We start from the raw sequence: 14,263 nt of genomic DNA on the forward strand, positions 1-14,263 counted from the left end.
TTTACACATGGAGCGTTTCATCCCTTTTGCCATTTTCTTTACCGTTTTTTTCTCCGTGTTCGGATTTATCCAGTGGTATTTGCTGCGTTCCTACCTTCGCTGGCTTCGCGGTATCACTTTAGGGGCATCCTATCACCGTTACCGGCGACTGGGTATTGGTGTGCTCATTGCCGCCAACATCGTCTTTGTACTTCGCTTTCCATCTACGGATCTCGGATGGTATGACAACCCCTGGTTTCAGGCTTTCATTATCTATCCTGGTGGAATATTTTTCGGTGCCCTCATCCTGGCATTTATGTTACTGGTCGCTTTCAGCATCGGGCAATGGACTCTCCGGAAGCTTTACCTGCTACGGCAAAAACGGATGCGTTCGCTTCACAGCCGCAATAGCGAGGAGTATTCGGACGGCGCCGCTCCAACCTTCAAATCTGCCGCACATACCGTAAATGCGGACCCAGAGCACCGTGATCATCCTCCGGCTGACGGTGCTGACGAATCCGGCAGCAGGGGCAATACAAATTCAGTAACAGCAGGTCACGGGGATGTTGCATCAGGAGAAAGAGCCACTGACAACTTCGACACGGCTGCATCGGACAATCCCGCCCAGGGCCTGTTCAGCCGGCGCGAATTCCTGAAAGCAACAGGCACTGCCATGATTACCGCTCCGGTCGCGTTCACCATCGGAGCCTCCGCGGCAACCTCCCACGACTATCAGGTGGTGAAAAAAAAGCTGTTCTTCCCGGGTTTGCCACCGGGTCTCGACGGGCTCCGAATCGTCCAGTTGAGTGATATTCACTCCGGGATATACATGACCGAAAACCAGATACGCGACATATTCCATCTGGCAAATGAGCAAAACCCCGACCTTGTGACCATCACGGGAGATTTCGTCGACAACTCCGTATCGGAAATCCCGGCCTTATACCGCGCCCTGCCCGAACTGAAGACCGAATTCGGCGTTTTTGGATGTCTGGGCAACCATGACCACTACGCCTCTGCAGACAAGGTCGCCTCCGCGCTTGGACAACGAGGGGTAACGGTTCTCACCAACAACCGCAGCACTCTCGAAATCGATGGTGGCCGGCTTACACTGCTGGGAGTAGATGACCCCGTGAGCGGCACTCCGGACCGGTACCGCCTCGATGAGGCTACCCGGAATCTTCCTGACGACGCGTTCCGGATTCTCCTCACCCACCGCCCCGATACGTTTGACCTCGCCCGGGAGTCCGGTATTGACCTGACCCTCGCCGGACATACCCATGGCGGTCAAGTTGGGCTGAATCTCATGGGTCTGCCACTCTACCCGATTTATCTTTTCCAGAAATACCCCATGGGACTCTTCGAGTACGATGCTCACAAACTCTATGTCAACGTGGGGATCGGCATGGTGGGAGCACCGGTAAGAACGGTACGTCCGGAAATGACGGTGATTGATCTGACCCGCACACCTCCTGGTTCAGACGCTTAGTATGATCAGGATTCCGCTGCAGAATTGTTCGGCCTGCCGGATCGGGCCGGGCTTCCGGATGAATGAGCCGGTTTGGCCTGGATACCGAGTCACTTCACGAGCATGATTTTGTGCGAATCTATCGTTTCGTGTGTCAGCATCCGAACGATATAAACTCCGCTGGCGTAATTATCCGCATTGAAGGTAAGCGTGTACTTTCCGGCGGGGCGGGGCCTGTTGGTCAATGTCGTCACATAACGGCCAGTGATATCAAACACATCCACCCGAACCGGAACAAGGCCTTCCGCATGCTCCGGAATATTGAACTCAATTCTCGTAGCCGTATTAAACGGATTGGGATAATTCGACAGAATTTCGAAGCGATCGCTCTCCACAATTTCAGGATATTCATCGGGAAGATCGAACTCCTGCAACACCCGGGTGTTCATTACCAGGTTATTATTATCGCGGAGTGACAGCCACAAAACATTTCCTCCATGATCGACCCCTTTCAGCAGAGTCCGTACCGGGTAGTAGTCCGGGTTGTTTTCATTTTCCGAGCCCTCATCAACCAAAAAATACATGGCGCTCTCTTCGTCGTCTCCCCTTACTTCCAAACTGATATGGTAGCGTTCCCCTTCCTGCAGAGTAATATCCAGCCCGGAGAGATCCACATGATTCAGACCGGCGCCGAGTTCCGAAAAGTCGACATCAACATACCCCAGTTCATTATCCGGAACATAGCTGCCGATACCGGGCATTTGGCGGGAGTCGGCAACCGACACTCTGAGCGTACCGGTACCGGAAACCGCCTCGATTTCGGTGCTTGAAAGCAATGGAAACTCAACCGACTGGAGGATACTTTCTGCCTCGGAATCTATGCGTTTGGTGATGGTATTCAGAGCCACCGGATCCGGTGAAGCGGCGACATTCACATAATCCGGGACTTCAACAAAGAACCTGGAAGGGCCGGAGTTGGAAATGGTAACCATGCGGTAACTGTCCGGGGTCCAGTCGGCCGTATAGGTAAACTGACGGGTGCCGTACTCCATATTGGGAACCCGCAATGTATTTATAGATACCAGCGCCACCGACCGGAAGCCGCCCGACAGGCTGATATAGGAATCCTGCAACCGATCAACTCTGATGCTGCCGTCGGAGCTTTTCGAAATCACATAATGAAAAATCTCGGCCGGTGAGTCCACCTCTATCCAGATGTCATCCACATTGGGCCAGTGGATGTAATTCGCGCTTCCATACTGCAGAGAAACCCGTTGCCCGCGCACCCAGGGACGGTCTTCCAGTCCGAACTCCCTGCCGGGCTCATTAACCCGGACCGACCCCATTTGCGGCAGGGAATACGAATACTCTGCATGCCGTTCCGGGTTCAGCCAGTTGGTGACATAGAACTCGGAAAGTACTTCGGTAAACTCAAGGCCTTCATTCAATTCGTTCAAAATGGTCTGATAGAGCACCCATGGCTGCCGGCTGCCGGGCTGCTGGGTCAGCGCTCCGATTTTCAATCCCACACGCTCGTAAAGATAACTGTGAAAGAGCTGCGCCCGCTGATAGTCGAACAGCACTTCCGGCTCACCCGTACGCCAGCGGAGGAAGCCGGGAGCCAGTCCCGATTCAACATTTCCGCTGAGCTCATCCGGCATATTCAGAAACTGCATGTTCCGGGCGTTGAAGCCATTCAATATTTCGGCCAATTCAGACTGACCTTCATCCATAAACGTAATCAGCGGGCGGCTGTCGCGATACGCCTGAAGCAGATGCTGGAATTCATGGGCAACCGTGCCCAGAGGCCGGCGGGGATCAACCGTTCCATCATCATCAAATCCGTAAATACCGGGGCGGGAATCGATATAGAGCACGGCCGCTTCGTTGCTGTTCGGATTCGCCGATCGCGGGGTAAAATCTCCCGGATTGAAGAACCCGGCGACATAGCCACCGTTCGAATCCGGAGTCCAGTCATCCTGAATGTCGGTGATCAGAAACTTGATCATGCCCGATCCCGACGGATTGGGCACATTTGCCGGGTCGCCCATGGCAAAGATATCGATATTGTTTTGGATGATTCCCTGATCGGGGTTGACCGACCGGGACGGCGTGCTCACCTCAAGCGCCTCCAGCATGGCCGACACCACTTCGTCATCAATTTTTCCGGGACCAAACTCTTCGGTTTCCACCCAAATCTGGACCCATTCCCCAACGGCATGCAGTTCAAACTCCACATCGTCAAACGTGGCGCTGCCGCCGTTACTCTCTTCAAAGTTATACACCTTGAATGTGCGGATGTCTCCCACCTCGTACACCGGCGTCGATTGCATCAATTCCGGCAAACCGGCTTGTGATTTCTTCAGTTCCAGAAATGCATCATAGGCATCCCTGATTTCCGGCACCCTGTAAAGGTGATCCGTCACATGGATAATCGTTTCCTTTCCCGAATTGTGCCCATGGGATTCAATCTGCCCGTTTCCCGCCTGCTGGTGGCTGCTTTCCATACGCCATGGGGATCCGTACGGCATACGGGACAAATCATCCATCGCAGAAGTGTTCCGGTGGCCGGCGAGGTTTTCATGGGTTTTTGAAAGCGTGTCATCGCCCTGAGGAATCGGATTGAGCCTTATTTCCTGGGCCATACCCTGCATGGAAACAGAGAAGAAAAGCAGGGCCGCTGCTGCAAATGGCACAGCATTGCGACCGTATGCATACAGCCATTCAGAAAACGTAAAGGAGCGAACCGGTTTTATATTTTGCATTTGCATTACAGGGATGAAGGTCTTGCATCCAGATTATCAGCAAAGAAGCGCACTGTGATCCGCCAAAGCGCGTCACGTATGCCAATCGCCAAACTCAGAGACAGCGAAAGCGCCCCATTTCGGAGCAGCCGGCAAATGGCCCGGCTTCATCACATGCTGCGCCACTCCGGACCCTTCCGCAATAATAACAAACTTAACGTTTTATACTATCTAATTAGCATCATTTTTTTTGCCGGGAGCACCATCTCGGAACCGGAGACCGGGAGAATCCTCATGCGATAGAGATAGAGCCCGCTGGCAAGGCCCTCACCGCTGAAGTGCAGGTGATGGGTGCCGGGCTGCTGCACTCCCGTCTCAAAAGAGCGTACCACCCTGCCGGTTACGGTAAACACAACCACCAACACCCGGGCCTGCTCTGCAAGTTCATAGGGAATTACGGTGCGGTTGTTGAAGGGGTTGGGATAATTCTGTGCCAGGGAATGTCTCGTCGGAATATCTTCGCCGCCGGGTCGGGCGGATGTCTCCCATCCATTAACCGCCGATAATGCCAGGTTATCACTGCCGGGAGTCCATATGACAACCGGCAGGCCGGTTATGGAGTCATTGTGGATTTCAATATCGTCTCGTTCAAGCAGGTGGCTGTTCTCATCCAGCCAATCATCAAACTCAAAACCATTATCGGGCATCGGGGTCACTGTCACCGGCACCCCCTTGAAGTAGGTGCCTGTCCATTCGGTGAGCGCTTCATCTATCCCTGGTGTTTTCGGATGGATATCCATACCGTTCACCTGCATATATCCCCAGTCTGTATCCTCAACGCGGATAGAGAGATTCGCCGTACCGGGCAAATCAAAATATTCGGACAGGTGCTTTCTAAGGTAGCCGGGTCTCTTTTCGGCAAAGGTTTTCATTACCTGGATGTGATCGTGCCATCCGGAAAGCGACTCCCCGGCACTGCCCGGATGGCGGTTCAGGTGCTCCTCCATTTCGGGCTCGTAGAGGTCACGAAACTCCCGGATTCTCTCCTTGACAAATTCCGGGCGAAACCGGGTATTGAGGTCATCGGCAAGCAGAGTTATAAAACGGTGGCGGAATGATTCGTTTTCGATAAGGGAATTAAACAATGCGTTGACCCACCGGCCCTCATTTCTGGGGTTCCCTATGCCGGTAATCCACTCCACCATGTTCATATCATACTGTGCCCACCAGGAAGCATTTCCTGCATAGGGATACCCGAATGAAGCGTCCATGTCAAAAATCATCCAGCGCCAACGACCGTCCGCACCAGGGAGCGCATCAGGGTCGAAAGTATCTGTTCGCTTCCGCCAGAAACGGATATTGTTGTGGGGCCAGTCGGCATTGGCGGCATACACATTGAGGGTCACATATTTCAGAAAGTTGTCGATATCCATCTGCGTCTTCATGTATGCGTAGTTCTCCTCAATGGCCAAATCCTCCATTACCGCAAAATCACGCATTTGAACATAGTGCCGGTTGTCGGAGGGCTCACCGGTATTCACATCGGCATTCCTGACCAGGATGGCTACCTTGTCGCGGGGGATTCCGTAATTGGTTTCGATATACCAGTCATCATAGCGCTCCCGGATATTGTGGATGCCCCAGTATTCGCCATTGATAAATACCACAGAAGGACGAAAACTTTGTTGATCCACCTTGCGGTCGGAATATAGCGACTGGATCATCGCATCCTTGAACATGGTATGGTGCCAGTCATCGCCGGAGGATCGCAGGATGAGTCGTTTATAGGTATCCAGCGGCGCCGTTCTGTCTTCTCTCTGATTACCTGGAATCGCCGGATAGTTGATTTCCGGATACCAGTCATAATCACTTCTGGCGTAAATTCGCAGCGATTTCTGCGGGTAGCGACGGGTTCCACCGCCATGGATCCGCAAGCCGATATTTTGACGGAATCCATCTTGCTCCTCATATATCGGGGGGATGATACCCGAATGGTTGTCATCGGGTTTGTAATGTGACTGATTCCTGTCGGACATGGGCTGTCCGGCTGATGCCGCTTGATGCTCGCTATTTCTGGGAATTCCATCACTAAACAGCGGCTTCGCGGTATCATAAAATTCCAGGTGAGCCTCACGCTCCCACTCCCGTCCTCTTTCATAATAGTTTCCACTGTAAATAAAATCAGGATCAAACCGGTTGCCGGGCACCAGAATGCCCGTTTCATCACTAAACAGGTGCACCGAGTCCGTTGCAATAGAGATCACCGGAAACGAATACCGATCGCGACCCATCGGATCCACGAACCAGGTACCGGTGACAACCTCACTTTCTCTATAGCCCTCCCTGACCGCGATGGCCCGTATGACTTGCCCCTTGAATACCGGTGTTGCTGGGGGTGACCAGGAAGGGTGCGGCGAGGTCTGAATCCCGGTAAAACGATCTTTTTCGCCGGATCGATGATCGATTCTGATGGGCTCCCGATACACCGGGGAGTCGACGGTCGGCCTGGATCCGTCGGTGGTGTAATGGATTCTGTCATGCGGATGCTGGCTTTCGAGCATTAGCAGGAATTCGGTATTGTAGAATCCCGGCGGATTCGAAAACTCCGGAGCCGGTGTCAACCCGCCAAACCCCTCTTCGGAATTTGGTTCGCCTGGTGTGGGATATGCAAAAAGTTGCCATTGGTTAGATCCGTCGGGAAAACGTCCGTAGGAATAATCCGACGGAAGAGCAACGGGAGGAAGCGTATCTGCCTTGTTGCCGTTCATGTCAGTTAACCGCAACGGTTCTCCTTCACTGGCGATACTGAAGTTGGTATGCAGCGGCCGGCCCGGTGTCCGCCTGTCTTTTCCGGAGGCCCAAATCAACAGAAACTCGCCGGGATTCAGCAAGGTATCGGGCAGGACCCATCGATAGTGATCTCCCTCCCGGTCGGATAACCCGAAAGAAACCAGGTTTACCGGTTCGCTGCCGGCATTGTAGAGCTCAATCCAGTCTTCAAAATCCCCGTCTTCGTCGGCGATGGTAGTGTTGTTGGACGCCTGCACCTCGTTGATCACAACATGGGGCAGGGCTTGCATCGTAGATGGTGGTACTACCGTATTACTACCATTCCCGTGAGATGGATTTGCGCCAGGCAGGGCAAGCAACCTGGTTGGCGACACCACTGCAAGGGCCAGCAGCAGTGCAAAAACAAAGGCTCGCAACCCTGGGCGGGATACAGATACAGGGGGATTACCGGTACAGGAAAAAGACATTCCAGACAAAACGGGGTACAGGGTTCGAAAAGGGAATTTATCGAACCAGTAGCCTCATATCAACAACTTCACCGGGAATAAGATCCAGTTCGTGGTTGAGCGCAACACGCACAGGCAGTCCGGTAGTCTCGAATGGCTGATCAGGAAACAGCGACGACATATGCTGGATGGTCTCCATGTGGACGCCCACTTCTGCAATTCTCATGACGGTTTCGCTGCGCTGCCGGTCCTGTTTGCGCACAAGCACTTCCATACCCGGTTCCGGTGTGGTCACGAGGGGATGGCGCAGGTGTGCCAGGATATAGTCGGGTTTTGGAGAGCGGATGATGGCGATGGTGTCGCCCCGGTCGACATACTCACCACTTGTGCCATAAACAGCGGAAATTTGTCCACTGACCGGTGCATGCAGCGTGATCGGCATCATTTCGGCTCTGATGCGGTCGATGGTCCGGCGCTGCACTTCAATGGCCGCGGCTCTGGGATCTTCCTCCTTCCAGACGGCCATCAGGTCCTCCAGATCTATGCCGGCGAGTCTGTTTTCCATACGGTCGACCAGTTCGCCTATTTTTTCAACCTCTTCTTGAAGCGTTAAAAACCCGGTTTGTGACTGCTCGAGCTGTTCGTCGGAGGCGAGACCGCGCTCGTGCAGGTCCTGCAGTCTTCTGTACTCACGTTCAGCTGCCTGCTTCCGAATTTCGGCGATGCCAAGCCTGGCCCGGTTCTCCATCAAATCCATCTGAAGGGATTCGTAGTTGAGCAGGTTTCTCTGCTGGTCGGCGATGGGATCCATGGAAAGACGGATGAGTTCAATTTCCGCGAGAACGACGGAAAGTTCGGCCTCAACGATTCTCGGATCGGTGGTAATCAGCCGGCCGATCTGGTCGCCTGCCGATACGGTATCAAAAGGCCTTACGGAAATATCGGCCAGGGATCCATTCTGCGGACTTCGTATCTCCGCCTGTTGCCCCACCACATATCCCACCATATTGGCGGCATCAACACGGTCCTTCCAGAGATAGGCAACCACAAGAGCGACAAGGGCAAAAATCAAAAATGGTAGAATGCGCACACGCATTTCCCGCCACTTTCGTGACGGCGGTACCGGTATTTTATCAAAATTTTCTGCCATGGCTATACTAACGATATACTTAGACTTCCGATTCTTCCTCGGCTTTCATTGTGGTTACGCGTGATATGGAGGCATTGGCCTGAAGGTCACTTAGAAGATCATGTACACGGTCGGGATCGCGCAGCAACAGCCGGTAGGAGAGGTCTGCGCCCTCCTCGTCATGGCCGGATCGCTGGCTGGCCATTTGAATTTTCAGTGCATGACGCTCGAGCAGGTGCTGCAGCCCCGGCAGCTTCTTCAGGGAATCGGCCCAGTGCAGGTTCAGGATGAGGTCATATCGCTGGCGGGCGCCGAACGAGGTAAACCACAGATAGAAGAGCACCATGGACGCGACCAGGGTTCCGATAAGCGCCGTTGAATATTTTTGTGTTCCGCAGGCCATTCCGATTACGATGAGGCTCAGGATATATACCGTGTCAAGGGTATCCCGCACGATATTCCGGAACCGGACAATGGCGAATACGGCCATGAGACTGAAAGCGGTAACCAGGTTGTTGTCCAATACCATCATCACCAAGGCAACGGTGATGGGAATTAATATCAGGGAACTGACGTAGGTACGCGAATAGGACAACCCGGAGTGGGTGTACATATACACCCAGGCCAACATCTGTCCGCACAAAAAGGCCAGCAGCAGCGCCATCAGCAGGGCTGAAAAGTCCGTGGGTAGCGGCGCTACATCACCAAAATAGAACCAGTCCGACATAAATTATTGCGTAAAATTAGTCATACGTACGACCGTAAAAACCGGTACTCGCCGAGGTTGGTCACACCGTCGACGTACTTCGCCGCGCCAACCTGACGCAGCCCGAATATTTGTACCAGGTCTTTAAACCAGTTTGGAAACCGGTTGGTAAATTTCAATTCGAGAATCAGGTCATTGCCAAAGACCAGCCTCGGATTGCTCATCTCCGGAGAGAAGGAAATGGTTTTGTGAGGCTCACTTCGCACTTGCCGGTCGATGGTCACCCTGATCTTGTTGGAGCCGTCGGCGACCCAGGCCTCCCTGAAATAGGCAACATGTACCTTGGGTTCTGCCTGCAGGTGGTTAATCAGTCTCGAAAAATCCAGCAGGGCGTCCATCTGCTCCCCGCTGGGATCCACCAGGCAGGAAGAGCCAGGGAGGAAGCCGCGGGCCACATCATCAGCGGCATGACGATGAACGATGGCGCGCTTTTTGGCAATGATCTTGTCGTGACGCCGCTTGATCTCAAAATATAGCGGAGCGTCTTCCATCTGTTCGTAAAAACGGACGCGTAGCTTGTAGCGATTGCGATCCCCGTTGATGGTGTTCTGGTACGTTCTCATGCCCGGGGAGTCGAAGTACAGACTGTGGACCGGGTACGAGAGATTGGGCTGTGTGGCTCCATACGAATCAATATCCAGATAAGACGACAAAAAGTCGCGTATTCCAAGCGCAACATTCTCATTGATCACATACTTGTGCTCGAATCGCTGCCTTTGAATCGTATCGATACCCATGCTGCTTCAGCTTCCTTGTTCGGTTAGCGCTTCCAGGCCCTGATTTAATAGTACACCTGATCATATAAAACGAAGGATTTCCATCGAATCGCATTCTATGAAAAGATAATAATTTTTTAACATCAAGAAAAAAAGCAAAAAGTGTGAAAAATACACTAAATAATCGCCCTCCTGTTCATTTGTCCGGCGATCGAACCGTTTTTGCTTTTTTTTGGTTATACTTCGGAGTTGTACATGAATACATATAAGTGATTCATGTAAAACTGAATCGATACATAACTGTCCGTTAATATCGTTATCGGCTTTAGTTCGAAAAATTTCAGTATCCACAACCCTACACTACCCATGCGACGATATATCGCTATTTTCACATTCCTGCTTCTGGCTGGATTCGGCGTCTTATATGCGATCTCCACAGAAGCACCTGCGGGTGATGCCGCCGACACCAACACGATCCTTCAGGAGGCAGAATTCACCGACCTGAACGGCAACGCACTGACCATGGCTGATTTTCAAGGCAAAACCGTGTTGATCGACATATGGGAAACCTGGTGCACTCCCTGCATCCGAAGCATGCCGACGCTTCAAAAACTAATGGATGATTATCCGGATGATTTCATTGTGTTGGCTGTTTCTCCGGGTTATATGGACTCGCCTGAAGATGTTCGGCAATTTGTCGATAACAATGACTATGATTTCCAGTTTGTCTTCGGGCAGGACTTCAGCAATGCGCTTCAGGTACAAAGTCTGCCCTACAAGGTCTATGTCAACCCGTCCGGAGAGTACGTTACAACCGTACTGGGAAGTCACGGTCCGGAAGCCGATTACGAAAAAACACGGGAAATTATTGAACAGCATCTGTAGTTGTGCTGGCGTTTCCCGCAAATTCGCCGGATAAATGGTATCTTGAAGGAAATTGATTACGCTGATTTTAAACTTTAATGCAGAGAAAAGTATATGAGTGAAGTAAAGGAGAAGAAACTGCCCTACAAAGTAGCAGACATCACACTGGCCGACTACGGCCGAAAAGAGATTGATCTGGCCGAGGCCGAGATGCCGGGTCTGATGGCCTTGCGCGAGGAATTTGGCCGAAGCAAGCCTCTCAAGGGTGCCCGCATTGCCGGTTGTCTGCACATGACCATCCAGACAGCGGTGCTTATCGAAACCCTCGTGGAGCTGGGTGCCAGGGTGCAATGGTCCTCATGCAATATCTACTCAACCCAGGATCATGCCGCGGCGGCAATTGCCAAAGCCGGCATCCCCGTTTACGCCTGGAAGGGAATGACCGAGGAGGAGTACAACTGGTGCATTGAACAGACCCTTATTTTTGATGACGGCCAGCCGCTGGATCTGATCCTGGACGACGGCGGAGACCTCACCAACATGGTACTGGACAACTATCCTGAGCTGGCCCAAAACCTGAAGGGTATCTCCGAAGAGACAACTACCGGAGTGCTGCGATTGCACGACCGCATCAAGGCCGGCACGCTTCCGGTTCCCGCGATCAACGTCAACGACTCCGTAACAAAGTCGAAGTTCGACAACAAATACGGTTGCAAGGAGTCCTGCGTGGATGCCATTCGCCGGGCTACCGATGTCATGCTTGCCGGCAAGGTGGCCGTAGTGGCCGGGTACGGTGATGTGGGCAAAGGCTCTGCGGCATCGCTGCGAGGTGCCGGCGCGCGGGTCATTGTCACCGAAATAGATCCGATCTGTGCACTTCAGGCGGCCATGGACGGTTTCGAGGTCAAGAAGATGGCTGATGCTGTTAAAGAAGCCAATATTGTGGTCACCGCCACCGGAAATCGCGATATTCTTTCGGAAGAGCATTTCCGGGGGATGAAGGACAAGGCGATCGTGGGCAACATTGGCCACTTCGACAACGAGATTGATGTCGCATGGCTGAAGGCCAATGCCGAGGAGATCAACATCAAGCCTCAGGTGGACCTGTACCGATTTTCCGATGACCGGGAAGTGATCCTGCTTTCCCAGGGCCGGCTGATGAACCTGGGTAATGCCACCGGACACCCTAGCTTTGTAATGAGCAACAGCTTTACCAATCAGACCCTGGCCCAGATGGCCTTGTGGCAGCGGCCGGATGATTTCGAGGTGGGCGTGCATGTGCTGCCGAAAGACCTCGACGAGAAGGTAGCCAGGCTGCACCTGAAAAAAATCGGCGTGGAGCTGGACGAACTCTCAGACGAACAGGCCGAATATATCGGAGTGCCGAAATCCGGCCCGTTCAAAACCGACGCCTACCGGTACTAGCCGGGAATCAGAATAGCGCTGAACCGAGTCGCGGCAATGGCGGAACTGCCGCCGGCCGCTGACTCACTGCGCATTTTGCCGGTGATTATTTCGACAGATCCGGGACAATTGCCGCTCTGATTATTCGTAGGTAACCCTCTCACCCGGGAAAGAAAACGAGAGAATCTCTGCGCCAGATTTTGCACCGACAGAAGCAAACGTTTTCTATTGTATAGCACCGGTTTTACCCTTATCTTTGGGGTCTTATTGAAAGATGCGCACGTAGCTCAGCTGGATAGAGCGTCTGACTACGGATCAGAAGGTCGGGGGTTCGAATCCTCCCGTGCGTACCCGAATCCAATGCCTTGTGTTGCAGCGACTTGCTGTGGCGCAAGGCATTTTTTGTTTGGGGATGCTTTGATGACGGTGTTGACCTGGTTACAAGTCGAAAACATGTCCCTGATCATTAACAAGGGTAACCGTGCACTCCTGAGACGGCGATTGTCACTTCTGCTATCATAGCAACTGCCAATACTGGCTCCAAAAGCTACCGTTTGGGCTGATTCTTTCACGTGCTCTGCCCGGCAACATACATCAAGGTGACAAAAAAACAACTACTTGTGTAACAAATCGCATCCTCGGTTCTCTTGTATCTGAATCAACCAATAACTCCGGGACGAGGGTATGTCATGACGATGAATCAACTCAAGAGTAGAGCAGTGCAATACAAGGCAAGAATAGCAATTGATATTTTGCTCGAAAATGTTGAATCGATACCGAACGTTCAAGTCTGGGCGGATAAGGCCCGAATGTCGCGGAGATGGCTCTGTAGATCGATTAGAATGGCCTATGGAAAATCACCAAAAGAAATATTGAGAGAAGTGAAATTTGAAAAGGTGGTTTGCCTAATCCTGGATCAGGGGTTGGAAGCCGGCTGCTATTCCGTTGGCATTGATTCCGGATTCAAAAGCGCATCGGGATTGTCAAAGTTTTTATCAGCTTACCATAATGTGACTTTCACTGAGTTGAAAAACGTGATAATTGCTGAAGGAAAACACCTGAATTTTCACTGGCTGAAAAAGTACCCAAAACAGAAACAAACTTCTCAAATGGGAAACAGTTTCAGCTTGTGGATTTAGCCTGATTGAAAGTAATTAGCTACGTGCATCCATCAATGTATTTCGGTGGATAAAACCATAAGCTAACTCAACAGTGAGGATTAATATGAAAACGTTGTGTATAGAGGATTTGGAACAGTTAAATGGTGGGGATGTATGTGCCGCAGTCACAGGTGGGGCTGCTGGAGCAGGATGGGCTGCTGCAGTAGGCGGTGGTATTGCCAATGGTGCCAAGTTCGGATGGAAACTAGGCGCTAAGGGTTTAGCGGTTGCTGCAATTGGAGGCGCGTTAGCTGGCGGAACCTGCTATTTATTAAGTTAATAATGTACTTCAATTTAAAAATCACTGAATATGAGATTTCTCATATTCAGTGATTTTTAAAAAAACAAGAGGTCTTAATAATGGACAATGCACTTCCAAAATACTCAATAAATACTTTTCAAGCAGCTTATTGGTTAAGCATGGTATTTCTATTATTCATGTGCTTGTTTTTTATTATTGATCATTCTTTTGTATTGATCGAATACAGAATTTACTCACTCACATCAACCGGTGTTTTGGGGGTGTTGTCAATTTTTTCATTTGGTTGGTATGCTTCAAAAAAAGGCAGGCCTGAAAAATCACTTTTTGAACATCTCCTGTTCTCTTTGGCATTTACTATGATAACTGTTGGAATCTACTTTATAGCCTTTTCTATAGCAAAGCTAGTGTCTTAAACTCCAGAAAGCGTGCTTTATCTGTCTTTTTTTGTCAATTAAATAATCCTATTCGATTTGTATTTCTTTGCGCATTTGTGGCATTGCTCAATTTTAGTTTTAAAATACATCAGTCTATCTGT

At 51.4% G+C, this 14,263-nt stretch carries 9 protein-coding genes and 1 tRNA gene; 5 read left to right on the forward strand and 5 right to left on the reverse strand.

Annotated elements, in window-relative coordinates; genetic code table 11:
• Positions 1 to 7 precede the first annotated feature (7 nt).
• Positions 8 to 1,468 carry a metallophosphoesterase gene (locus QA596_05350; GenBank protein ID MDG5766884.1) on the forward strand — a complete coding sequence of 487 codons (1,461 nt, stop codon included), beginning with the start codon at positions 8 to 10 and terminating at the stop codon, positions 1,466 to 1,468.
• 89 nt (positions 1,469 to 1,557) lie between these two features.
• Here QA596_05350 and QA596_05355 read toward each other — a convergent pair whose 3' ends face one another.
• From QA596_05355 to QA596_05375, 5 genes are all read right to left on the reverse strand, one after another.
• The gene (locus QA596_05355) at positions 1,558 to 4,143 is read right to left on the reverse strand and encodes a T9SS type A sorting domain-containing protein (GenBank protein ID MDG5766885.1); all 2,586 of its coding nucleotides are present in this window, start codon (positions 4,141 to 4,143) and stop codon (positions 1,558 to 1,560) included.
• Between the two features lie 275 nt (positions 4,144 to 4,418).
• Positions 4,419 to 7,397, reverse strand: coding sequence for a CotH kinase family protein (locus tag QA596_05360; protein MDG5766886.1), 2,979 nt, complete (start codon positions 7,395 to 7,397; stop codon positions 4,419 to 4,421).
• Positions 7,398 to 7,485: 88 nt separating this feature from the next.
• A complete protein-coding gene (locus QA596_05365) occupies positions 7,486 to 8,577 on the reverse strand; it encodes a biotin/lipoyl-binding protein (GenBank protein ID MDG5766887.1) in 1,092 nt (363 codons plus the stop codon).
• Positions 8,578 to 8,596: 19 nt separating this feature from the next.
• Entirely contained in the window at positions 8,597 to 9,283 is a 687-nt protein-coding gene (locus QA596_05370; GenBank protein ID MDG5766888.1) for a DUF4956 domain-containing protein, read from the reverse strand.
• A gap of 20 nt (positions 9,284 to 9,303) precedes the next feature.
• On the reverse strand, positions 9,304 to 10,059 hold the full coding sequence (locus QA596_05375) for a polyphosphate polymerase domain-containing protein (GenBank protein MDG5766889.1): 756 nt from the start codon (positions 10,057 to 10,059) through the stop codon (positions 9,304 to 9,306).
• A 345-nt stretch (positions 10,060 to 10,404) separates the two neighbouring features.
• Between QA596_05375 and QA596_05380 the strand changes: the two genes are divergently transcribed.
• The 4 genes from QA596_05380 (at position 10,405) to QA596_05395 (ending at position 13,445) form a co-directional block, all read left to right on the forward strand.
• A complete protein-coding gene (locus QA596_05380) occupies positions 10,405 to 10,923 on the forward strand; it encodes a TlpA disulfide reductase family protein (protein ID MDG5766890.1) in 519 nt (172 codons plus the stop codon).
• A 93-nt stretch (positions 10,924 to 11,016) separates the two neighbouring features.
• Entirely contained in the window at positions 11,017 to 12,327 is a 1,311-nt protein-coding gene (gene ahcY / locus QA596_05385; GenBank protein MDG5766891.1) for an adenosylhomocysteinase, read from the forward strand.
• A 255-nt stretch (positions 12,328 to 12,582) separates the two neighbouring features.
• Positions 12,583 to 12,656: transfer RNA gene (locus QA596_05390), tRNA-Arg, on the forward strand.
• A 345-nt stretch (positions 12,657 to 13,001) separates the two neighbouring features.
• Positions 13,002 to 13,445, forward strand: coding sequence for a helix-turn-helix domain-containing protein (locus QA596_05395; GenBank protein MDG5766892.1), 444 nt, complete (start codon positions 13,002 to 13,004; stop codon positions 13,443 to 13,445).
• Positions 13,446 to 14,263 lie beyond the last annotated feature (818 nt).

This window comes from Balneolales bacterium ANBcel1, assembly GCA_029688905.1.
Lineage (GTDB): Bacteria > Bacteroidota > Rhodothermia > Balneolales > Natronogracilivirgulaceae > SLLW01.